This is a genomic window from Streptomyces longispororuber (genome assembly GCF_024448165.1).
In the GTDB taxonomy this organism is placed as follows: Bacteria; Actinomycetota; Actinomycetes; order Streptomycetales; family Streptomycetaceae; genus Streptomyces; species Streptomyces longispororuber_A.
Map to the genome: position 1 here is coordinate 21,062 of NZ_JAMOLN010000068.1, position 21,485 is coordinate 42,546.

Genomic DNA, 21,485 nt, shown 5'->3' on the forward strand with positions numbered 1-21,485 from the left:
GAATCCGAAGACGATGACACGAGGGTAGGCGCGGGTGGCGAACGGCTATGACGTGGCGAAGGCCGCGGGAGTGTCCCAGTCGACGGTCTCCCGGGTCTTCCGCGGCGATCCGCTCGTCGCGCCCCGCACCCGCGACGCGGTCCTCGACGCCGCCCGCCGCCTCGGCTACGCGCCCAATGCGGCGGCCCGCGCTCTGACCACGAGCCGCGCCCATGCCGTGGCCGTGGTCACTCCGGACGTCGTCAACCCGCTCTACCCGCAGGAGATCACCACCCTGCATGAGGAGTTCCGCTCGGCCGGGTACCGCACGGTCCTGCTGACCCGCGGCGCCGAGACCGGCGGCGCGGGGCCCAGTGACCTGGAGGCGCTGCGCGGCGGCACCGTCGACGGCGTCGTCTTCGCGGCGGCGACCGTGGAGTCCCCGGCGGTCGACGACTTCCTCGAGTCCGGGATGCCGCTCGTGCTGCTCCACCGCGATGTGGACGGCCGCGAGGTCGACCGGGTCCTCGTGGACGACGCCGCGGGCTGCCGTATCGTCGCCGAGTATCTGGCAGGTCACGGCCACCGCCGCATCGCCCTGCTCGCCGGCCATCAGGACACCTCCTCCGGGCGCGAGCGCACCCGCTTCTTCGCCGCCGCGCTCGACGCCCTCGGCCGTCCCCTCGACCCCGCGCTCACCCGCTGGGGCAGCCACACCCACGCCACCGGTCTCGCGCACGGCCTCGAACTCCTCGACGCCGCGGAGCCACCCACCGCCGTCCTGTGCGGCAGTGACATCGTGGCGTACGGCGTCCTGGAGGCGGCGCATCAGCGGGGACTCAGGGTCCCCGAGGACCTGTCCGTCATTGGCTTCGACGACATCGCCATGTCGAGCTGGTCCATGGTCGGCCTCACCACCGTCCACCAGCCGCTGGAAGCCATGGGCAAGGCCGCGGCGGAGACGCTGCTGCATCGCATCGAGCACCCCGACAGTCATGTACCGCGCCGCCAGGTCTTCGACGTACGTCTGGTGGAGCGCGCCACCGCGGGGCCCGCGCCCCGTAGCCATTGACCAGTCGCCGACCGGCGTACCAACAAGCGGTCCGACGAGAGAGGTGCGTATGGAGATCCGCTGGATCGAGGCGTTCCTCGCCGTCGCCGAGGAGCTGCACTTCGGACGGGCCGCCGAGCGGCTGCGCATGGCGCAGTCGCCGCTGAGCCAGACCATCCGCAAACTGGAACGGCAGCTGGGTACCTCGCTGTTCGAGCGCAGCACCCGCTCAGTGTCGCTGACGTCCGCGGGGCGGGCCTTGCTGCCGCACGCGCGCCGCATCGTCAGCGAACTCGACCTTGCACGCCGCGCGGCGCGCAGCGGCCAGAGCGAGGTCTACGGGCAGGTCACCATCGGGTTCTCCGGCACTCTCAACCACCGCACACTGCCGCCGCTGACCCGCCGCGTGCGCGAGCTGCACCCTGGCGTCGAACTCACTCTCGTCGGCGGAGTGGTCACCGAACAGGCCGTGCTCCAACTGAAACAGGGGCGGCTCGACCTCAGCTTCGTCGGGCTGCCCGTGCGGCACGCCGGCATCACCGCGCGGGCCATCGCCGTGGAACCCTTCGGAGCGGTCCTGCCGCTGGGGCACCCGCTCGCCGAGGCGGACCAGGTGGCCCTTGCGGACCTCGCCGACGAGCCGTTCGTCGCCGTGCCCCGGCACCCCGGGTCGGCCTATCGGGAGGTCCTGCTGGGATCCTGTCTTGCCGCCGGGTTCCGGCCGGCCGTGACCCAGGAGGTCGTCGATCCCTATCTCATCCTGTCGCTGGTGGCCGCCGGCACGGGCGTGAGCCTGGCCCCGGAGTGCCTGCGGCCCGTCATGCCTGAGGGCGCGGTCTACGTCCCGCTCGCCCCGCCTGTCCCCGAACTGCGCAGCGGCATCGCCTGGCGCGAGGACCACGACGGTGAGGCCCTGCGTGCGGTGCTCGCGGTCGCCGCCGAGGTCCTGCCCGAACCCGCCGGCTGAGCCGCTCCGAGAACCCGCTCGGCCCGCCCGACCGAGCCCAGAACCGCTCGATCCTGGCCCGTCGAAGCCGCCGCGCGCATTGAGTGCCATCGGCACACAGACCCAGTCCGATTCTGTATTGGACACGGCCGGCCAGCCGGAGGGACGCTCCTGCCACGTGACGATCGTCACCGAGCCGCAGCGGCGGGCGCCCGGACGCGGGCGCCCGCCCCCACCATCGCAAGGGACTCTCCCCATGGCTGTCTTCGCAGTGACCTACCGCTACGCCGATGACTCGGCGGATGCCCGCGACCGCCACCGCCCCGCCCACAAGAACTTCCTGGAGGCGCAGTACACGGCGGGCCTGCTGCGCGCCTCCGGGCCCTTCGGGCCCGACGACGTCCCCGGCGCGCTCCTCGTCCTCGAGGCCGACAACGCCGACGACGTGTCCATGCTCCTCGACCAGGACCCGTTCCACCGCGAGGGCCTCGTCGCGGAACGCACCGTGCGCGCCTGGAACATCTTCTTCGGTGGTCTTAAGTGAGCACACCGACGAGTAACCGAACGATGCGTGTTGCCGAGACCGTCGCCAAGGAGACCCTGGACCACCAAGAACGCCCGATCCCCGTGCCCGGCCCCGACGAAGCCCTGCTGCGGGTGCACACCGTCACCCTGTGCGGCACCGACCTGCACATCTGGGAGGACGACTACGCCACCCCACTGCCCATGGTCCAGGGCCACGAGTTCTGCGGCGTGATCGAGGCACTGCCCGAACCGCACACGTCGCGCGCCGTCGGCGACCGCGTCGCCGTCTCACCGATCCTCAACTGCGGTGCCTGCTACGCCTGTTCCATCGGTCGCACCAACGCCTGTGACCGCATGTCGGTCTACGGCTGCTACGACGTGCCGGGCGCGCTCGCCGAGTACGTGACCGTCCCCGTGCACAAGCTCTTCCCCGTGCCGGACGCCCTCCCCATGGAGCTGGCCTCGCTGTGTGAGCCGACGAGCATCGCCATGCAGGCGGTGAACCGGTCCCGGCCGCAGGCCGGTGAGCACGCCCTCGTGCTCGGCTGCGGACCCATCGGCCTGTTGGCCACCCTGTACCTGACCTCGCTCGGCGTGCGCGTCGTGGCAGCCGACACCGTACCCGAACGGGTCGCCTTCGCCCGCAGGTTCGGCGCCGCCGACACCTTCCACGTCGACCTGGGCCGGGAGTTCCCGACGGTCGAACAGGCTGCGCTGCTCGACCGGAACACCGGCGGCTTCGGTCCGGCGATCGTCGTCGAGGCGACCGGCCAACCCAGCTCCCTCGACAACGCGATCCGCCTCGTCTCCACCGCCGGACGCGTCGTCGCCGTCGGCATATCCGACCGGCCGGTGACCCTGTCGATGCGCACCCTGCCGGTGAAGGACATCGAGCTCATCGGCTCCCGCAATAGTCAGGAACTCATCGGCGAGGCGGCAGAGTTGCTCTCTCGCCACCCCGAGCAGGCGCGCGCCCTGGTCACCCACCGCTTCCCCTTGACCAAGGCCGCCGACGCCTTCGAGACGATGCGCTCGCGCACAGAACTCGTCGGCAAGGTCGCCGTCGACCTGACGGAGGCCGCGCCGTGACCGTCACCGTTCCCCTCGACGAGGTCGAGGCGTTCTACGACGTCGTGGTCGTCGGTTCCGGGGCGTCAGGCCTGGTCGCCGCGGTACGCGCCGCGCACGCCGGCCACCGGGTGCTGGTCCTGGAGAAGGCAGAGCGGCTCGGCGGCACCAGCGCTGCGGGCGGCGGTGTGATGTGGGCGCCGGACAACCACCTGATGCGCGCGGCCGGACATGCGGACAGCGCCGAGGCCGCGGCCGCGTATCTGCGCGCCGGCACCGAGGGCCGCATGCCCGAGACCGAGATCGACTGGTACTTGCGCACCTCCCGCGCCGCCGTCCGCTACCTCGACGAGCACACCCGCGTCGCCTACCGGCCTCTCGCTCGCCCCGACTACCACCCCGAGTGGCCGGGTGCCGCCACTGGACGCGGCCTGGACAACGCCGCCTTCGACACGGCCACCTGCCCCGGCCTGGCCGAGGCACTGCGCCCGCCGACGTACTTCCCGCTCCTGACGATGGCCGAGCGCGACACTCTCCAGGGTGCCCCGGCCGACCCTCAACTCCTCGCGGATCGTGTCCAGTCGGGGGTGCGGACCATGGGTGGAGCCCTCGTCGGCGCGCTGGTCGCCACCGCTTTGGAGCGCGGTGTACGGATCGTGGCAGGGGCGCCGGTGACATCCCTCGACCACGCCGAGGACGGGTGGACGGTGGGCGTCGCCGACCGCGCCGCGCGGGCTCGGCAGGTGGTCCTCGCCTCGGGCGGATTCGAGTGGAACGAGCGACTGCGCGCGGCTTACCTGCCGTTCCCCGTCCGCCCCATCAGCGCGCCCTCCAACGAGGGCGACGGGCTGCGGCTCGGCCTCGGTGCCGGGGCGTCGGTCGCCGACATGACCGCCGTCTGGGGCGTCCCGGTGATCTGCGCGCCCACTCAGGTCTACGACGGGGTCCGCTCCGGCCGCATGGGCAACGTCGAGCTGACGTTGCCCGGCTCCCTGGCGGTCAACGAGGCGGGCGAACGCTTCGTGAACGAGGCCGCCAACTACCACGACCTCAACCGGGTGTTCGGCACCACCGATCCACGAACAGGGCGTCGCGCCAACGCCGCCGCCTGGCTCGTCTTCGACCAGGCCTACCGAGACCGCTACGCCGTCGCAGGATCGCCGCCCGGCACCGTCGAACCCTGGATGACGCACGCCGACACCCTCGCCGAACTGGCCGCGTCCTGCGGCATCGACGCCGAGCAAATCGTTGTGACCGTCGGCGAGTTCAACGAGGACGCGCGCCGCGGCACCGATCACCGCTTCGGCCGCGGCTCCAGTGTCACGGACCGCCACCTCGGCGACCCGACGATCACCCCCAACCCCTGCCTGGCGCCCCTGGACAAGGGCCCGTACTACGCCGTGCCGATCCACGCCGGAGTCCTCGGTACCGCGGGTGGGCTGCGCACCGACGGCCACGGACGCGTCCTCGACCACCAGGACACACCCCTGCCCGGCCTGTACGCCGCAGGGAACTGCTCGGCGACCGTCTTCCACGACGCATACCCGGGCGGCGGCGCGACCCTCGGCTCCGCGATCACCCGGGGTTTCGCCGTCGGCGAGCACCTGGCCTCGGTCGACTGACGACGGATCCGGGGCCGTCACGGGACGGCGGCCCCACGTTCCGCTCTTCTCGCGCCTGTCGGCGCATGTGTGCACCACTGTCGTTGCCACACCTCGCGCCCGGCCCCGCACCGGCCGGGCGCTCAAGGAGCCTTCCATGACGACGTACCACCACGCGGGCCGTCGAGCCGCTGCCGCCGCGTTCCTCGGCGGCACCCTGGAGTACTACGACTTCTTCATCTACGCGTCGGCCGCAGCCCTGGTCTTCCCGCACGTGATCTTCGCCGACGCGGGCACGAGCGGCACTCTGCTGTCCTTCGCCACCTTCGGCGTCGCCTACGTCGCTCGCCCGGTCGGCGCCCTCGTCCTCGGTCACTTCGGGGACCGGGTCGGCCGCAAACGGGTGCTGGTCGCCTGCCTGGTCACCATGGGCCTGTCGACCGTACTCATCGGCTGCATCCCCTCGTACGACACCGCAGGCGCCCTGGCGCCTGCCCTCCTCGTCGTCCTGCGGCTCGCCCAAGGCGTCTCCGCGGGCGGTGAGACCGCCGGGGCCAGCGCCCTCACCGTCGAGCTGGCGCCCGACAACCGCCGTGCGACCTACGGCAGTTGGACGATGAACGGCATCGCAGCCGGATTCGTCCTTGCCGGCCTGGTCTTCCTCCCGATCAGCTCACTGCCCGACGAGGCACTGTACTCGTGGGGCTGGCGCGTACCGTTCTGGTCCAGCGTCCTGGTGCTGCTGCTCGCCTACTTCGTGCGGCGCACGCTCGCCGAGCCAGAGGTGTTTCAGGAGGCCCGGACACAGGAAGGCACGAGCGGGCTGCCGCTCGTCACGCTGGTCAAGGACCACTGGCGGGATGTGCTGCGACTGGCTGCGTGTGCCCTGTTCACCACGACCAACACCATCGTCTCGGTGTTCGTGCTCGCCTATGCCACCGACAGCGTCGGCCTGGAACGGTCCACCATGCTGTGGGCCACCATCGTCGCGAACGTGGTGGCGATGTTCACCCAGACCGGCGCGGGGATGCTCGCCGACCGGTTCGGACGGCGGCCGGTGTTCATCGTGGGCTGCCTCGGCTGCGCCGCCATGATCTACGTGTACTTCGCTGCCGTCACCACCGGGCACATCGTCCTGGTCTTCGTGGCAGGCATTGCCCTCACGAGCCTGTGCTACTCCCTTCCGAACGGCATCTATCCCGCCTTCTTCACCGAAATGTTCGATGTCCGGGTCCGCTACACGGGTATGGCCGTCGGACTCCAACTCTCGTTGCTCGTAGCGGGGTTCGCGCCAACTGTCGGTACCGCGCTGATGGGCTACGACTCCGGCAACTGGCTGCCGGTGGCCACGCTGACCGCCGTGCTCTGCCTGGTGTCCGCGGCCGCCGCGTGGAGCGCGAGGGAGACCTACCGTGTCCCGCTTCAGGACCTCGGTACCGGCCGCGACGCGGCCGCCTCGCCCGCCTCGACCGCCCCGTATCAGGAAAGGCAGACCGCATCATGACCGACGACACCGACCACACCCATCACTGGGACCACGAGGTCGATCTCCTCGTCCTCGGCTCTGGAGCGGGTGGACTCGGCGCGGCGGCCGTCGCCGCGCAGGAGGGCCTCGACGTGCTCGTCCTGGAGAAGACCGAGTGGCTCGGCGGCACCACCGCCTACTCGGCCGGTACCGCCTGGATCCCAGGCCACCGCCACCAGCCGGATCCCGCGGCCGACACTGAGGCGGCCCGCGGCTACCTCGACACCCTCGTCGGTGATCGTGCGCCGCGTGCCGTGCGCGAGAGCTACCTCGCCCACGGCCCGGAGATGCTCGACTACCTGGAGAACAAGCTCGGCGTGGGCTTCTGGCACTCCGCGACCGTCGTCGACTACCACCCGGAACTCCCCGGATACGGCATCGGCCGCGCCCTCGAACCCCGCACCTTCGACGGCCGCAGACTGGGTCGGGCCCGCTTCGGCCGCATCCGCCGCCCGGTCCCCGAGTTCGCCCTGTTCCGGGGCACGTTGATGGTGCGCCGCGCCGAGGTCAACCAACTACTCACTCTCTTCCACGGCTCGCCGCGCGGTCTGGCCGTCGCTCTGCGCCTCGGTGTCCGCTGGGCCCGTGACCGGGTCCTGGGCTGGCCACGCGGCACCCGCCTGGCCATGGGCAACGCCCTGGTCGCCCACCTCTACCACCAACTCCTGCGCCGCCGCGGCGATGTCTGGTTCACCGCGCACACCACCGAACTCGTCACCGACGACGCGGGACGTGTCACCGGCGCCGTCGTCTCGCACCGGGGCCGCACCGTCCGGGTCGCCGCGCGCAGGGGAGTGGTGCTGGCGGCGGGCGGCTTCTCGGCCAGCCCCGAACTGCGCGCCACCCATCTCCCCAGGCCCACGGCTCAGTTCACGCGCGCGGCCGAGGGCGCCACCGGCGACTCGATCACCCTCGCCCGCGCGGTCGGCGGCACCCTCAGCGACGCCGGCGACGACAACGCCCTGTGGTTCCCCAGCTCCGTGGGCCGCCGCAGGGACGGAACGACCGCCGTGTTCCCGCACATCTGGGACCGGGCCAAACCCGGCATCGTCGCGGTCGACGCGGCGGGTCGCCGGTTCGTCGACGAATCCGTCTCGTATCACCGCTTCGTGCGCGCGATGTACGACGCGCACAAGTCGGCGCCGACGATCCCGGCCTGGCTGATCACCGATGCCCGCACCCTCACGAAGTACGGACTCGGCATGATCCACCCGCACACACCGCGCTTCCGCCTCAAGCGCCACCTCGCCCCCGGCTACCTGCACACGGGCCGTACGCTGCGCGACCTGGCAGCGTCCATCGGCGTCGACGCGGACGGCCTGGAGCGCACAGTCGCCGACAGCAACCGGGCGGCACGCACGGGCGTCGATGAGGAGTTTGGAAAGGGAACCCACCCTTTCGGCCACCAGTACGGTGACCCGGCCCACACGCCGAACGTCAACCTCGGCCCGATCGAGAAGGGCCCTTTCTACGCCCTCGCTGTCGTCCCCACACCTCTGGCCACTGCACTTGGCCTGCGCACCGACGCCGAGGCCCGGGTCCTTGACGAACAGGGCTCACCAGTGTCCGGGCTCTACGCCTGTGGCAACGACGCGGGCTCCATGGCGGCTTCCGAGTACCCAGGAGCGGGCTGCCAGGTCGGTTCGGGCCTGACGTTCGGCTATCTGGCCGCGCGGCATGCGGCCCGTGCCCGGCCGTAGGGCACAGGCGTGACGTGACTGCGGCCGCCGCCTCGATGCGGTGACGCGGGGCTTCGCGGACGTGCGCGGCCTCTCAGCCGCCGACGGTCGAGGTCGAGCGGCGTGTGGGGCGGCGCCGGACAACTTCGGCGGAGGCGGAATCGGCGGAGGCAAGCGAAGTGATCACGTCATGGTCGGGAGCGAGGGAGCATGCGGGATCCGTGCGTGAGGCATCTCCGGTGAGCGCGAACGCCTGGCAGCGGCAGCCTCCGAAGTCCTCGTTCTTGTGCGCGCAGTCTCGGCAGGGGGAGGGCATCCAGTCGGTGCCCCGGTAGCGGTTGAAGGCCGGGGACTCGTTCCAGATCCAGGGCAGTGGGTGCTCCAGCACGTTGGGGGCGTCGAGGCCGGGGACGGATGCGGCGGCGGGACAGGGGAGGACCGTGCCGTCAGGTGTGACGGTGAGGGAGACCGCACCCCAGCCTCCCATGCAGGGCTTGGGCACTCCGGTGAAGTAGTCGGGCTCGACCCAGGTGATGTCGAGCTCGATGTCGGTGCGCTGTCGCCAGCGAGCGACCGTTGCGGCGGCATCTGCCAGTTGCTCGTGGGACGGCATGAGGGCGGCGCGATTGAGGAGGCCCCATCCGTAGAACTGAGTGTTCGCCAGTTCGATCCGGTCGGCTTGCCAGGCCACCGCGAGCTGCAGGAGATCGTCGAGGGCGTCGAGGTTGTGCCGGTGCAGGACGACGTTGATTCCCAGTGGCAGCCGACGCTGCTTGACGAGCTGGGCGGCGGCCTCCTTGTTCCGGAAAGAGGCGCGGCCGGCGATGGTGTCGGACAGGGGCGGATCGGCGTGCTGCACGGACAGTTGAACACTGTGCAGGCCCGCGTCGACGAGGTCGTCCAGGCGGCTGGTCGAAAGGCCGACCCCGCTGGTGACCAGTTGGGTGTACAGGCCGGCGTCGACCGCGGCCCGGGTGAGAGCGTCCAGGTCCTCGCGCAGCAGCGGTTCGCCGCCGGAGAGGTGGGTGTGCAGCACGCCCATGGCGGCCGCCTGGCGAAAGACCTCGGCCCATCGTTGGGTGGACAGTTCGGTTGAACGACGCGTCAGCTCAAGAGGGTTGGAGCAGTAGCCGCAGTGCAGGGGGCAGGCATGGGTGAGTTCGGCGAGCAGGGCCCAGGGCGGGGCGGGCGTGGTCATTGCAGGCATCCCTGTGCGTGAAGGCGGGTGAGGAAGTGTGCGATGTCCTCGGCACGAGCGCTCCCCGGGTGCTGCTGGGTGAGTTGCGTCGTGATGTCGTCGACGGTGTGTTGTCCGTCGCACAACTCGAGTACGCGCCGGGCGGAGCCGTGCAGGACCACGACTCGTTCGGGCAGGAGCAGCACTTCCTGCCCACGGGCCGCGTCCGTGCGCAGCAGGCCGCCGGGAGGCAGGGCGGGGCGCCAGACGGTGGCCGTCATCGCGGCTGCTCCGAGGTGGCTTGCTGGATGCTGTCGAGCAGGGTCCACAGCACGTCGCATTTGAACGACAGCGCTGCCAGAGCCTGGTTCTGAAGGGGGCGTGTCCTGGCCCACTCTTTGATCCAGGCCAGGGCTTCGCTGCCGTCGCGTCGTCCTTGGAGGACGCGGCTCTCGAAGTAGCCCAGTCCTTCAGCGGTGACCCAGGGGTAGTGCTGAGGGAAGGTGTCCAGTCGGGTCAGCATGATGGAGGGGGCGCACAGTTCGGTGAGCGAGGAGGCGACAGACTCAAGGGCGCTGTGATTGCGGCAGAAGTTGACATAGCCGTCGACCGCCAGCCGAACTCCGGGCAAGAGGTGCCGGTGATCGGTGAGTTCGCTGCGGTCGAGACCGACGGCTTCGCCGAGCCGGAGCCAGCGCTCGATGCCCCCGTCCGCGTCGGTGTTTCCGTCGTGGTCCTGGATCCGTCGGATCCACGAGCGCCGGTGAGCGGTCTCCTGCAGCTTGCTGAGGATCAGAGCATCCTTGATGGGGATGTTGCACTGGTAGTAGAAGCGGTTCGCCACCCACATCCGCAGTTCTCCGCGGGACAGGGCACCCTCGTGCATGCGCCGATTGAAGGGGTGGCGGTCGTGGTACCGGCTTGCGGCCAGGCCACGCAGCCGCTGCTCGAATTCCTCGGGGTGCCAGGGCGCCGGATCGGCGCTGACCGGCGACGCGGTACTGGCCGCGGCGCGAAGATCGGTTGTCGTCATAGCTCTACCACCATCCTGTCGTGAGCGATGGCCAGGCCGGCATCGGCCAGCTGTTTGTGCTCCGCGGCGTCCGGGTCCACCAGCGGGTTGGTGTTGTTCACGTGCGTGTAGTAGATGCGCGTGTTCGCCCCGGCCAACCGCTGCGAGGTGCCTGAGGGCCCCAGGATGGGCAGATGGCCCATGCCCGTGGCCGTGCGCGAGGAGATTCCGGTGCGCCGCGGCTCGTGGTCGTCGAGAAAGGTGCCGTCGAGCAGGGCGCAGTCCGCTGCCGCCAGCTCCTGCGCCAGGTGGTCGCTCCAGGCGGCCACAGCCGGCGCGTACAGGAGACAGCCACCACTGTCGGGATCGTGCACCCGCAGGGCCACGCTCCAGGCGGGGTGCGAGGGGTTCTGCGCGGCGTAGCGGGGACGCTTGGCGGACAACTCGACGGCGTTGACGTCGAGTCCGGCGATGCGCGTGGGTGCGCCGACGGAGGGCAGATCGTGCCAGATCAGCTCGGTGTAGGGGAGGAGAACGTCGGAGAGGTGAAGGCGCCCGTCCAGCGCGGCGCGCACCGGCTGGGTGCACCACACTTCGATGCAGGCCGCCTCGCGCAGGCGCAGCAGGCCCAGGGTGTGGTCGAGCTCGGCGTCAGTGAGTACGACGTGGATCACGGGGGTGCGGTCGTGTCCGGCCGCGGGCCGCAGGCTGGTGTGTGATTCGAGTTGTTCGGCGATGTCGGGGGTGGCGTTGACCAGGAACCACTCGTCGGGGCGGGCGCCATGGATGGCGAGCCCGTCGTGCAGGCGTCGGCGGGAGGGGAAGCGGCGTGCCCCGCTGCAGCCGGGGCACGCACAGTTCCACTGGGGCAGACCGCCGCCTGCTGCTGTTCCGAGGATGCGCAGCAGCACGGCGGGCGCCTACTTCGTGCTCAGGGCGTAGGCGCTGATCTCCATTGCCGTGTCGACGATGGTGAAGTCGGGCGTCTGCCAGCCGGGAGTCTCGGCCGGCTGGCTCTGGGGCTGGGGGAGGGTGTGGTCCTGCATGGTGACCGCCTTTCGCGCGGATGAGGAGGGATGCCGTCCCGGCTCGGGGCGGCTGCCGGCGTTCGGGATGTCCGCTGCCGGAGACCTACTTGCAGAAGGGCGCCTTGCCCATGGCCGACTCGATGCCGCCGAGCAGGAGCTTCTGGAACTCGGCGGCCCCGGGGAACGAGCCGTCGGTGGTGAAGTCCTTGGCGTCGTGGCCCAGAGTGGTCAGCCACGCGCGGCCGCCGTCGTAGTACTGGCACCAGGCGACCGGGTGGTTGTCGCCGTGGCCGGGGTGGTTGTAGTTGCCGGCCACGCCCTTGGTCAGGGTGCTCTCGTCGACCTCGGCCAGCACACGCACCTTGGTGGGAGCGGGCACGAGGTTGTACCACTCGTCCGAGAAGGACCAGGAGGACGGCAGCTTCTTGGTGGAGACGTCCTTGCGGTTGACGGTGCGTACGGTTCCGGGCTGGTTGGCGCCGTGGTCGTAGAAGTTCGCGTTGCCCAGCAGGCCCTCGTACCAGGGCCAGTTGTACTCGGTGCCGAAGGCGTTGTGGACACCGACGAAGCCACCGCCGCCGCGGACGTACTGGCGCAGCGAGGTCTGGGCGGCGTCGTCGAGGGCGTCGCGGCTGGTGGAGTAGAAGATGACCGCGTTGTACTTGAAGAGCGTGGCCGGGGAGGCCAGCTGGGACACGTCCTCCGTGTAGTCGACCTGGAAGCCGTTGTCCGCGCCCAGCTTGAGCAGGGCCTTCTGCACCGTGTTGGTGTCGGTCAGGGGCGGGTTCAGCCCCGGTGCCAGTGCGGGGCCGAGGTTGGCGTGACGTGGTCCTGCGGTGCGGGTGTACAGCAGGACCTTGAAGCCCTTGGGGGTGTCGAAGTTGCCCCAGTCGTGGTAGCAGCGCGGGTCGGTTCCGCGGCACACTCCGTAGTCGGGATCGCCCAGTTCCTGGGCTCCCTGGCCGATGCGGCCCTGGGCCACGCTCAGGGTGCCGGAGGCGACCAAGGCGACGGTGATGGCGACAGTGCCCACTGCGCCGGCCAGGGCGGCGATCGCAGGGCGCGGGCGGCGTCTGTTCTGGGCAGGAGGTGTCATGTGACTGTCCTCAGCGGTGGGTGCGGAAGTTCGAGGAAGTGGCACGGCAGGCGAGGTCCGGCTCGCTTCGCGCGCAGCGCGGCGGGTGTCGCTGTGCGGGGGCCGGGTCTGCCTCGGGCCGCGGGCTTGATGCGGCCGGGCGGCCGGGAGGGAGCTGCGGCTACTTGACGACGATCTTGCCGGTGTTCTGCGGGGCGGCGGGGTCGTTGTAGAAGTACTCGCCCGGGGTGTTGAAGGTGTAGCTGTAGGTCTGGCCCGGCATGAGCAGGCCGGTGTCGAACTCGGCCTCGAAGAAGGAGACGGCGCCGTGCGCGGACTTGTTGTCGGCCGGGTTGGTGAAGGCGATCGTGGTCCCCTTGGCGATGCTCAGGTGCTGGGGTGCCATGGCGTTCTGCGCGACGAGGTTCTCCGTCGTTCCGGGGGCGTTCTTGGTGCCGTCCCAGACGCGGCCCAGGGTGACGGTGTTCTTGGCGGTGTCGCCGCTGACGGCTGCGGTGCGGATCTGGTTGCGCTTGGAGGGCGGGGTGGGCGCGGCGGCCGGCTCGGCGGAGCCGCCCAGCTTGAAGGCCCACAGGTGATCGCCCTTGGGGATGTCGGGGTAGGGCAGTCCGTTGCCGCCGGCCAGGACCGCGATGTACTGCTCGCCGTCGATCTCGTACGTGAGGGGGCTGGTGTTCACGCCCGCGCCGCACTGCCAGGTCCACAGTTCGCTGCCGTCGCGGTCGTCGAGCGCGGTGAGGATGCCGTCGGGGCGGCCCTGGAAGAGGATGCCGCCGGCGGTGCTGAGGATGCCGTTGCCGTGGGCGAGGGACCAGTCGCCCTCTTGGCGCCAGACGACGGTGTTGGTGCGCGGGTCGACCGCGGCCAGGCCTCCGGCGAAGTACTCGCCGAGTGGGCGGGCGGTGTTGACGCGCCCGCCGTGGGTGTTGGAGTACGCGGAGTTGATCAGCCCGTATCCGACGTAGACGAGGCCGGTGCGATGGCTGAAGGACGGGAAGGACCAGTCGGCGCCGCCGCCCGCGCCGGGGAAGAGAATGGTGGCGCGGTCCCAGTGGACTTCGAACAGGCCGCCGGTGGGGTAGAAGGGAACGGGGCGGGTGGCCTTGTCGAGACGCGGCTCGGTCTCGACGAAGGGCTCGCCGCCGGGGAAGGGCTGGGTCGGTGACGTCTTCTGCGCGGTGTGCTGGGGGACCGGGCGTTCCTCCATGCCGTGGACCGGCTTGCCGGTGGCGCGGTCCAGGATGTAGTACATGCCGGTCTTGCTGCCGTAGACGACCACGCGCTTCTTCTGGCCCTTGATCAGCACGTCGGCCAGGACGGGGGACATGACGCCGTCGTAGTCCCAGATGTCGTGGTGGACGGACTGGAAGTGCCAGCGCCGCTTGCCGGTCTTGGCGTCCATGGCGACCAGGCAGTTGGCGAAGAGGTTGTCGCCGCCGCGGGTGGAGCCGTCGGTACGGGGATAGGGGTTGCCGAACGTCCAGTAGACCAGGCCCAGTTCGGGGTCGACGGCTGGGTGGATCCAGCACACGGCGCCACCGGTCTTCCAGGAGTCGCCCTCCCAGGTGTCGTGGCCGAACTCGCCCGGCCCGGGCGTTCCCCAGAAGGTCCAGGCGACCTCACCGGTGGCTGCGTTGAGGGCGTAGGCGCGGCCGCGGGCTCCGGCGGTGCTGCCCTGAGTGCCGATGTAGACCAGGCCGTCCCAGTAGACGGCGGCGCCGGCCAGGCCGCCCTTGCTGCCGCCGCACTGGCCGCTCGCGGGGTCGCAGTCGGGGTCGCCCTGGTCCTCGACGAGCAGCTCGCGGGTCCAGGTGATCGTGCCGGTCCTCTGGTCGAGGGCGATCACCTTGTTGTCGCCGGTGATGGTGAACGCCAGGCCCTTGCCCAGCGCGAGGCCGCGCATGTTGGTGGTGTCGCTGCCGACCTTGGTCTTCCACTTGATCTTGCCGGTGCGGCCGTCGACGGCGAAGACGTTCTGCTGGGTGGTGGCGAGGTAGAGGATGCCGTCCTGGGCGATGACGGCGCACTGCTGGTGGGAGGAGGTCGAGCCGCCTTCCAGGTTGATGTGCCAGGCACCGCCCAGCTTGCGGACGTTGTCGCTGTGGATGCGCCTGAGCCAGGAGTAGTTCTGGTTGCCCAGGTTGCCGCCCGCCTTGGGGAAGTCCTGGCCGGTCGCGGCGTGCGTCTGGGCGGGTACGGGACGTGCCAGCGTGTCCGATGCGGAAGCGGCTTGGGCCGGCGCGGAGTTGAGCAGGGTGACGGTGCCGGCCGTGGAGGCCGCGGTGGTGGTGAGAAAGCTGCGTCTGTCCATGGTCCCTCTTTCAGGAAGGTGCCTGACGGGCCGTCAAGGGCGGCCGCTGATGGTCAGGTGGGGAGGGAGGAGAGCGAAACGGATCATGGTCCGCTAGGCGGTTCGGATAATCCGTGTGATGGTTGCCGTTTGGCGAAAAGCTACGTTAGGGACGGGGCGGGGGCGTGGCAAGAGGTCGGCGCTGACTTGTTCACGCCTGTGGCGTGGGTGTGAGGCGGGCGGGGAGGACGGAGCGGGGCAGGGGGCCTTTGTTGCGTCGTCCCTGACCGGTCTCCTCCCAGGCGTGAGCGAGGATGCCGACCGAGCGGCTGAGCACGAACAGGCCCCGGGCCAGAGGCGGTTGGAAGCCGAGCTCGGCGTAGATGACGGCAGTGGCACCGTCGATGTTCATGGGGACCGGCCGTGCGCCCTTCCGGCGGCGTGCAAGGGTGGCCTCGACAGCCCGGGCGGCGTGCAGGTAGTCGCCGCTGACGACGTGGTCGGCGACGGCTTGGTCCACCAGGTTCAGCAGCGGATCGCGCCGGGGGTCGCGTGGGTGGAAGCGGTGGCCGAAGCCGGGCAGGTAGCGCGAGCGGCTCTGCCAGGTGGCCATGGTTCGGCGGGCGGCCTCGTCCCAGGTGCTGCCGGTGTCGTGCAGGGTATGGATGTCGGTGAGCATCTCCACGCACTGCTGGCCGGCCCCGCCGTGTGCGTCGCCGAGCATGTTCACCCCGGTGGCGATGGCGTTGTTCAGGCCGACTCCGCAGGTGGCGGCCATGCGGGCGGCGGCGATCGAGGGCGCTTGCGGGCCGTGGTCGACGCCGGCGACGAGTGCCGCTTCGAGGAGTGCCGACTGGCGGGGGGAGGGCAGGTCGCCGCGCAGCAGGAGCCAGATGACGTCGACGAACCCGACCTCGCCGATCAGCTGCTCGATGGGACGGTCGCGCAGCTCGATGCTGCCGGGCTCGATATGACTGACCGCGGTCGCCCACCACTGGGCTGCCTCGTCCTGGGCGCTGGTCATGAGGCGGCCGCCCCTTCGACGTCGGCCGCCGCAGCCCAGGTTCGCGCCAGCTCCGTGCGTTCATCGTTGTGCTGGCCCAGCAGAGGTGGTGGGGAGGGCGGGACGAAAGCCTCCCCGTCGAAGAGCACGCCGTTGCCCACCACGTGCAGGGCGAGGTCGGGGCGGCCGGGGTGGGGCAGGGCGCTGACGAAACCCCGGTGCTCCAGTTGCGGCTGCTCGAGCGCCTGGGGGACGGTCAGTACCCGGGCCGCGGGCACCCCGGCTGCGTTGAGGTCACGTTCCCAGTCGGCCGCAGGGCGCAGCGCCAGTGCCGCGTTGAGTGCGGCATTGAGTTCCTCGCGATGAACCTTGCGGTTCTCCCGTTGGGCGAAGCGCGGATCCGCCACCAGCTGGGGCGCGCCGACGAGGCGGCACAGCGTCTCGAACTGACGCTGCTGGTTGGCGGCGATGTTGAGGGGGCCGTCGAGCGTCTGGAAGGTGCCCGAGGGGGCAGCGGTCGGGTTCTGGTCGCCCAACGGCTGCGGCGGCACACCGCTGACCAGGTAGTTCGACACCGCCCAGCCCATCGTGGACATCGATGCCTCCAGCATGGAGACGTCGAGTCTGACTCCCTGGCCGGTGCGCTCGCGATGCAGCAGTGCGGAGGTGATGGCGAGCGCCGCCATCAGTCCGCCGGTGGTGTCGCACACCGGGAAGCCGATGCGCTGAGGGGCGGTCTCCATGGTGCCGGTCACGCTCATCATGCCCGTCAGGCCCTGGACGATCTGATCGTAGGCAGGGGCATCGCCCATCGGCCCGGTGTGCCCGAATCCGGAGATCGAGCAGTACACCAGCCGCTCGTTGAGGTCGGCGAGCCGCTCGGGGCCGAAGCCCATCCGCGCCAGCACGCCGGCGCGGAAATTCTCCAGCAGCACATCGGCGCCGGCCAGCAGGTCTTCGAAGACGCTGCGGTCGGCGCTGTCCTTGAGGTCGAGCTCCACGGACTTCTTGCCCGCGTTCTGGGCGAGGAAGGAGGCCCCGATGCGATCCCGGTTCAGCGCCGCATCGGGGCCCAGGTTCCGTGCGAGGTCCCCCTGTCCCGGCCGTTCGATCTTGACTACTTCCGCGCCCAGAAGCATGAGCTGGTAGCTGCAGTAGGGTCCGGCCAGCACATTCGTCAGGTCCAGAACGCGTATGCCGTTCAGTGGTCGTCCGTGCATGTGCGTCTCCTTCCGGGCGCCGGTGCGGCGCGCGTGGGTTAGGTGCGCGGCCCCAGGGGGTGAGCGAAGCCCTGGGAGGCGATCCGCGCGGCGACCTCCATGAGGTCCTGTGCGAACTCCTCGATCGTTGCGTCGGGGATGCGGGCGCTGGGCCCGCTGAGAGACAGGGAGGCGACCACCACCCCGGACTGGGAACGGATGGGCACGGCAACGGCCGTGAGGCCGACGTCGCGCTCTCCGTGACTGGCTGCGAACCCGTGCTCCGCGGCTTCGTCGGCCCACAGCCTCAGCTGCTCCGCATGGGCCACGCCGTGCGGCGAGGCGGCCGCGACGCGCTGCAGCAGCCCGTCGGTGGCGCCGATGAGCAGCACCTTCGACGACGCGCCCGCCCACAGGGGCAGTTCGTCGCCCACGCGCACGACGTGACGCAACGGCTGCGGACTTTCCTGCTGGGCGACGCACACCCGGTGGATGTCACGCCGGATCATCAGGTTGGCCGTCTCGCCGCGGCGCTCCGCGAGCTCTCGCAGCAGCTTCTGGGTGTCGGCCGGCAACTCCCAGCTGGTGTGGGCCAGATGCGCCCAGCGCCACAGGCCCGGCCCGGCGGTGTATCCCCCGGGCGTGGCCCACAGCAGTCCGTACTGTTCCAGGGTCTGCACCAGGCGGACCACCGTGGTCTTGGGCAGAGCGGTGGCCTCGACCATGTCCCGTAGCAGGACCGTGGGCTGATCTTCAGTCAGCAGCGACAGGATGTCCAGAGCGCGCCGCACACTGCGTACCCCGCTCTGCCCTTGCTCCGTGTCCATGTCTCCTCCGTGTGTCTGGGCAACCGCCGTCGGGTCGGTGACGGTACCGGGGCGCCAGCTTCCAACAGCGGTGCTCTCAGGGGAAATCGCTGTTCTGAACTTCCTTGCGCCGACCTATTGCCACGGCCTCTCGGCGCCCGTACGTTACACGCCAGTCCACAGAGCAGTCCACGGAAACCACTAGATGGTTTTTCTCTGGAGATGTGATGCTGCAAGACCTCCTCAAGGCAGCCGACACAGCTGACATCGTCGACGCCCTGCCTCTCGTCGCCGGAACCTGGGGCGGGGACGGACCGCCACTGCAACGCACCGGCCCCTACCTCAGACGCACCGTCAGCCGGGCACCCGCCGCGACGCCTGCCGACATCGCCCACGCCCTGCAGCACAGCAACCTGTTCGCCGACCGGGTCGCCTCCCTGGCGCCCGCCGCCCGCGCCGACATCCTGCAGGCCGCGTCCCACACCGCGACCGCGCACCGCGAACGGCTCGCCAGGTTGCTCGCCCTGGAACTCGGCAAGCCCCTGAAGGACAGCCGCACCGAGATCGACCGCGTCGCCGCCACCTTCGCCGTATGCGCCGCCGAGGCCCGCCGTATCGACGGCGAGAACCTTCCCGTCGCGGGCTGGGACACCGGTGTCGGCAACACGGCCCTGACCTACCGCGCCCCCGCCGGCGTCGCGTTGGCCATCACCCCGTTCAACGCGCCGGCCAACCTGCTCGCCCACAAGCTGGGCGCCTCCTTCGCCGCCGGAAACACCACCCTCGTCAAAGCCCCGCCCCAGGCTCCCGCCATCTCCACCGCGATCGTCGCCCTTCTGCTGGACAGCGGGATGCCGCACCAGGCCGTGCAACTCCTGCACGGCGGAGGGGACGTCGGCGCGGCCCTGTGCGCGGCCGAGGAAGTGAGCGTGATCAGCTTCACCGGCAGCGCCGCCACCGGCGCCGCCGTCGCCCGCGCTGCCGGGGCCAAACGCCTCGCCCTCGAACTCGGCGGCAACGCCGCCACCATCGTCTGCGACGACGCGGACATCGAGGCGGCCGCCGCCCTGTGCGCCAAGAACGGCTACAGCAACAGCGGCCAGAGCTGCATCTCCGTCCAGCGCGTCTACGTGCACCGCAGCCGCTTCGACACCTTCCTCGACGCCTTCACCGCCGCCGTCGACGCCCTCAAGATCGGCGACCCGCTGGAAGAGCACACCGACATCGGATCGATGGTCGACGAAGACGCCGCCGAACGCGTTGTGCAGTGGTCCAAGGAAGCCGCCGGGCTCGGCGCGCGTGTGGTGCGCGGCGGCACCCGCGACGGAGCCACTGCCGCGCCCACCATCATCGCCGCACCGCCCGACCGCGCCTCCGTCGTCGTGCACGAGGTGTTCGGCGCGCTCGTCGCAGTCATCCCCTACGACGACTTCGACACCGTCCTGGACGCCTGCAACGCCAGCCGCTACGGACTGCAGGCCGGCCTGTTCACCCACGACGTCCGACGGATCCTCACCGCATGGCGCCGCCTCCAGGTTGGCGCACTGATCGTCAACGGATCCTCCAACTACCGGCTCGACCACATCCCGTTCGGCGGCGTCAAGGACTCCGGCTTCGGCCGGGAGGCCCCCCGCTGGCTCATCGACGACTACACCGTCGTCAAGACCCTCATGCTGCGCGGCCTGTCCGTCTGGGGCGAGCACCGCGAGCTGCCCAAGGAGAATCCGTGACCACCGTCACCGCAGCCCAAGCCCTCGTCGCCCAACTCGAGTCCTACGGCGTCGAGTACATCTTCGGCACCTGCGGCCACACCAACATCGCGCTCCTGGACGCCCTCGGCCCCAGCCCCATCGAATTCGTCATCGCCCGCCACGAGCAGGCCGCCGCCCACGCCGCGGACGGCTACGCCCGCGCCACCGGCCGCCCCGGAGTCCTGCTCACCCACGTCGGCCCCGGCATGATGAACGCTGTCACCGGCGTGGCCACCGCCGCCCTCGACTCCGTCCCCCTGGTCGTCATCACCGGCGACGTCCCCTCCTACTACTACGGACGCCACCCCCACCAGGAGGTCAACCTCCACGCGGACGCGGACCAGACAGCCATCTACCAGCCCTTCTGCAAGCGGACCTGGCAGGTGCAACGCGTCCAGGACCTGCCCCGCATCACCGAGCGTGCCTTCTGGACCGCCACGAGCGGCCGCCCCGGCACCGTACTCGTCAACATCCCCATGGACCTGTTCAATCGTCCGGTCGCGCCCTACACCGACAGCCACCCACAGCCCTGTCACCTGGGCTCCACCGGCCTGGACGAGTCCACCGCCGACCAGATCGCCGAGTCGCTGCTCACCGCCGAGCGTCCTCTCATCTACTTCGGAGGCGGACTGCGCAGTCCCCGCGCGCGCACCGCGCTCCTCGACCTGGCCGAGCATCTCGACATCCCCTTGGCCCACTCCCTGATGGGCAAGGGCGCCATCGCAGACCAGCACCCGCTGCTGCTGGGCATGCCAGGTTTCTGGGGCCTGGAGACCACCCACGAACACACCAAGGGCGCCGACATCGTCCTCGCGCTGGCCACCCGCTTCGCCGAGACCGACGCCAGTTCCTGGGACAGCACCTACACCTGGAACTTCCCGCCCAGCAAACTGATCCAGATCGACATCGACCCCGCCGAGATCGGCCGCAACTACCCGGTCCACATCGGTGCCGTCGCCGACGTCGCCCTGGCTCTCGAAGCCATCACAACGGCCGTCCACGCCCGCCGGAACACCCCCGTCACCCGCCCCGGCCTGCGCGAGGCCATCGCCGCCGCCCGGCGCAGCGTGTTCGACGCGGCCACGGACGCCGGCCGCAGCGACAACTTCCCCCTGCGTCCCCAGCGCATCCTCACCGACCTGCGCGAAACGCTCCCCGCAAGCGCAGTGCTGGTCACCGACGTCGGCTGGAACAAGAACGGTGTCGCGCAGTGCTACGAACTGCCCGAGCAAGGCCGCTTCATCACCCCCGGAGGCGCCTCCACCATGGGCTTCGGACCCGCCGCGGCCGTCGGTGTGCAGATCGCCCAGCCGGACAAGGTCGTCGTCGCCCTGATCGGTGACGGCGGCATGAGCGCCCAGTTGCCCGCCGTCCCCATGGCCGTCGAACAGGGTGCACCGGTCATCTTCGTCGTGATGAACAACCGCGCCCACGGCACCATCGCGGACCTGCAGGCCTCCTCCTTCGGCCGTTCCTACGGATGCGAGTTCACCGACGCCGAAGGACAGTCCTACAGCCCCGACTTCGCCCAGTACGGACAGGCCTGCGGCGCCGACGGCTACACCGTCACCGCCCCCGCGGAACTGCGCAAGGCCCTCGCGGACGCCATCGAGCGCCGCCGCCCCGCCGTCCTCGACGTCCCCATGGTCAACGAACCGGTCCCAACCCCCGGCCACTGGAACATCAAGGACATCTACGCCGGGCACTTCCCGGCCGACACGGTCTGAGAACCACGGCCCCGCGCTCGCA

19 protein-coding genes are annotated in these 21,485 nt (G+C 70.4%); 9 read left to right on the plus strand and 10 right to left on the minus strand.

Features of this window, described 5'->3' with window-relative positions:
* The first annotated feature begins 34 nt into the window (after positions 1 to 34).
* From M4J07_RS20190 to M4J07_RS20220, 7 genes are all read left to right on the plus strand, one after another.
* Positions 35 to 1,051, plus strand: coding sequence for a LacI family DNA-binding transcriptional regulator (locus M4J07_RS20190; protein ID WP_255973866.1), 1,017 nt, complete (start codon positions 35 to 37; stop codon positions 1,049 to 1,051).
* Positions 1,052 to 1,100: 49 nt separating this feature from the next.
* Entirely contained in the window at positions 1,101 to 1,997 is an 897-nt protein-coding gene (locus M4J07_RS20195; protein ID WP_255973868.1) for a LysR family transcriptional regulator, read from the plus strand.
* 235 nt (positions 1,998 to 2,232) lie between these two features.
* Positions 2,233 to 2,520, plus strand: coding sequence for a YciI family protein (locus M4J07_RS20200; RefSeq protein WP_255973870.1), 288 nt, complete (start codon positions 2,233 to 2,235; stop codon positions 2,518 to 2,520).
* Between the two features lie 23 nt (positions 2,521 to 2,543).
* On the plus strand, positions 2,544 to 3,590 hold the full coding sequence (locus M4J07_RS20205; protein WP_255973872.1) for a zinc-dependent alcohol dehydrogenase: 1,047 nt from the start codon (positions 2,544 to 2,546) through the stop codon (positions 3,588 to 3,590).
* On the plus strand, positions 3,587 to 5,191 hold the full coding sequence (locus tag M4J07_RS20210) for an FAD-dependent oxidoreductase (protein ID WP_308284758.1): 1,605 nt from the start codon (positions 3,587 to 3,589) through the stop codon (positions 5,189 to 5,191). Before M4J07_RS20205 ends, M4J07_RS20210 begins: the two co-directional genes overlap by 4 nt.
* 136 nt (positions 5,192 to 5,327) lie before the next feature.
* Positions 5,328 to 6,674: an MFS transporter gene (locus M4J07_RS20215; protein WP_255973874.1), complete on the plus strand. Its 1,347-nt coding sequence runs from the start codon at positions 5,328 to 5,330 to the stop codon at positions 6,672 to 6,674.
* Positions 6,671 to 8,395, plus strand: a complete 1,725-nt coding sequence (locus tag M4J07_RS20220) for an FAD-dependent oxidoreductase (protein WP_255973876.1) — start codon at positions 6,671 to 6,673, stop codon at positions 8,393 to 8,395. Before M4J07_RS20215 ends, M4J07_RS20220 begins: the two co-directional genes overlap by 4 nt.
* Before the next feature lie 73 nt (positions 8,396 to 8,468).
* Here the strand turns inward: M4J07_RS20220 and pqqE are convergent, their stop codons facing one another.
* The 10 genes from pqqE to M4J07_RS20270 all read right to left on the minus strand — a co-directional run bounded on the left by pqqE (position 8,469) and on the right by M4J07_RS20270 (position 18,006).
* Positions 8,469 to 9,572, minus strand: a complete 1,104-nt coding sequence (pqqE, locus tag M4J07_RS20225; protein ID WP_255973877.1) for a pyrroloquinoline quinone biosynthesis protein PqqE — start codon at positions 9,570 to 9,572, stop codon at positions 8,469 to 8,471.
* The gene (gene pqqD / locus M4J07_RS20230; protein ID WP_255973879.1) at positions 9,569 to 9,832 is read right to left on the minus strand and encodes a pyrroloquinoline quinone biosynthesis peptide chaperone PqqD; all 264 of its coding nucleotides are present in this window, start codon (positions 9,830 to 9,832) and stop codon (positions 9,569 to 9,571) included. The genes pqqE and pqqD overlap by 4 nt, the downstream gene beginning before the upstream one ends.
* Positions 9,829 to 10,584, minus strand: coding sequence for a pyrroloquinoline-quinone synthase PqqC (gene pqqC, locus M4J07_RS20235; protein ID WP_255973880.1), 756 nt, complete (start codon positions 10,582 to 10,584; stop codon positions 9,829 to 9,831). The genes pqqD and pqqC overlap by 4 nt, the downstream gene beginning before the upstream one ends.
* Positions 10,581 to 11,474 (minus strand): pyrroloquinoline quinone biosynthesis protein PqqB, encoded by an 894-nt coding sequence (pqqB, locus tag M4J07_RS20240; RefSeq protein WP_255973882.1) that lies wholly within the window; start codon positions 11,472 to 11,474, stop codon positions 10,581 to 10,583. Before pqqB ends, pqqC begins: the two co-directional genes overlap by 4 nt.
* A 9-nt stretch (positions 11,475 to 11,483) precedes the next feature.
* Positions 11,484 to 11,609, minus strand: a complete 126-nt coding sequence (gene pqqA, locus M4J07_RS20245; protein ID WP_255973884.1) for a pyrroloquinoline quinone precursor peptide PqqA — start codon at positions 11,607 to 11,609, stop codon at positions 11,484 to 11,486.
* An 85-nt stretch (positions 11,610 to 11,694) separates the two neighbouring features.
* Complete coding sequence (locus M4J07_RS20250; protein WP_255973885.1) at positions 11,695 to 12,687, minus strand: ThuA domain-containing protein; 993 nt, start codon at positions 12,685 to 12,687, stop codon at positions 11,695 to 11,697.
* A gap of 160 nt (positions 12,688 to 12,847) precedes the next feature.
* Positions 12,848 to 14,998: an outer membrane protein assembly factor BamB family protein gene (locus tag M4J07_RS20255; RefSeq protein ID WP_255973887.1), complete on the minus strand. Its 2,151-nt coding sequence runs from the start codon at positions 14,996 to 14,998 to the stop codon at positions 12,848 to 12,850.
* A gap of 190 nt (positions 14,999 to 15,188) precedes the next feature.
* Positions 15,189 to 16,001 carry a citryl-CoA lyase gene (locus tag M4J07_RS20260; protein WP_255973888.1) on the minus strand — a complete coding sequence of 271 codons (813 nt, stop codon included), beginning with the start codon at positions 15,999 to 16,001 and terminating at the stop codon, positions 15,189 to 15,191.
* On the minus strand, positions 15,998 to 17,200 hold the full coding sequence (locus M4J07_RS20265; protein WP_255973890.1) for a CaiB/BaiF CoA transferase family protein: 1,203 nt from the start codon (positions 17,198 to 17,200) through the stop codon (positions 15,998 to 16,000). Before M4J07_RS20265 ends, M4J07_RS20260 begins: the two co-directional genes overlap by 4 nt.
* Before the next feature lie 38 nt (positions 17,201 to 17,238).
* Positions 17,239 to 18,006 carry an IclR family transcriptional regulator gene (locus M4J07_RS20270; protein ID WP_255973892.1) on the minus strand — a complete coding sequence of 256 codons (768 nt, stop codon included), beginning with the start codon at positions 18,004 to 18,006 and terminating at the stop codon, positions 17,239 to 17,241.
* Between the two features lie 206 nt (positions 18,007 to 18,212).
* On the opposite strand from M4J07_RS20270, the gene M4J07_RS20275 reads away from it, so the two are divergent.
* Both M4J07_RS20275 and M4J07_RS20280 read left to right on the plus strand, forming a co-directional pair.
* Positions 18,213 to 19,715: an aldehyde dehydrogenase family protein gene (locus M4J07_RS20275; protein ID WP_255973894.1), complete on the plus strand. Its 1,503-nt coding sequence runs from the start codon at positions 18,213 to 18,215 to the stop codon at positions 19,713 to 19,715.
* The gene (locus tag M4J07_RS20280; RefSeq protein ID WP_255973896.1) at positions 19,712 to 21,463 is read left to right on the plus strand and encodes a thiamine pyrophosphate-binding protein; all 1,752 of its coding nucleotides are present in this window, start codon (positions 19,712 to 19,714) and stop codon (positions 21,461 to 21,463) included. The genes M4J07_RS20275 and M4J07_RS20280 overlap by 4 nt, the downstream gene beginning before the upstream one ends.
* Positions 21,464 to 21,485: the final 22 nt, after the last annotated feature.

Coding starts and splice junctions, on each gene's coding strand:
- M4J07_RS20195 (WP_255973868.1), top strand. CDS start 1,101: ATGGAGATCCGCTGGATCGAGGCGTTCCTCGCCGTCGCCGAGGAGCTG.
- M4J07_RS20200 (WP_255973870.1), top strand. CDS start 2,233: ATGGCTGTCTTCGCAGTGACCTACCGCTACGCCGATGACTCGGCGGAT.
- M4J07_RS20205 (WP_255973872.1), top strand. CDS start 2,544: ATGCGTGTTGCCGAGACCGTCGCCAAGGAGACCCTGGACCACCAAGAA.
- M4J07_RS20215 (WP_255973874.1), top strand. CDS start 5,328: ATGACGACGTACCACCACGCGGGCCGTCGAGCCGCTGCCGCCGCGTTC.
- M4J07_RS20220 (WP_255973876.1), top strand. CDS start 6,671: ATGACCGACGACACCGACCACACCCATCACTGGGACCACGAGGTCGAT.
- pqqE (WP_255973877.1), bottom strand. CDS start 9,572: ATGACCACGCCCGCCCCGCCCTGGGCCCTGCTCGCCGAACTCACCCAT.
- pqqD (WP_255973879.1), bottom strand. CDS start 9,832: ATGACGGCCACCGTCTGGCGCCCCGCCCTGCCTCCCGGCGGCCTGCTG.
- pqqC (WP_255973880.1), bottom strand. CDS start 10,584: ATGACGACAACCGATCTTCGCGCCGCGGCCAGTACCGCGTCGCCGGTC.
- pqqA (WP_255973884.1), bottom strand. CDS start 11,609: ATGCAGGACCACACCCTCCCCCAGCCCCAGAGCCAGCCGGCCGAGACT.
- M4J07_RS20250 (WP_255973885.1), bottom strand. CDS start 12,687: ATGACACCTCCTGCCCAGAACAGACGCCGCCCGCGCCCTGCGATCGCC.
- M4J07_RS20255 (WP_255973887.1), bottom strand. CDS start 14,998: ATGGACAGACGCAGCTTTCTCACCACCACCGCGGCCTCCACGGCCGGC.
- M4J07_RS20260 (WP_255973888.1), bottom strand. CDS start 16,001: ATGACCAGCGCCCAGGACGAGGCAGCCCAGTGGTGGGCGACCGCGGTC.
- M4J07_RS20265 (WP_255973890.1), bottom strand. CDS start 17,200: ATGCACGGACGACCACTGAACGGCATACGCGTTCTGGACCTGACGAAT.
- M4J07_RS20270 (WP_255973892.1), bottom strand. CDS start 18,006: ATGGACACGGAGCAAGGGCAGAGCGGGGTACGCAGTGTGCGGCGCGCT.
- M4J07_RS20275 (WP_255973894.1), top strand. CDS start 18,213: ATGCTGCAAGACCTCCTCAAGGCAGCCGACACAGCTGACATCGTCGAC.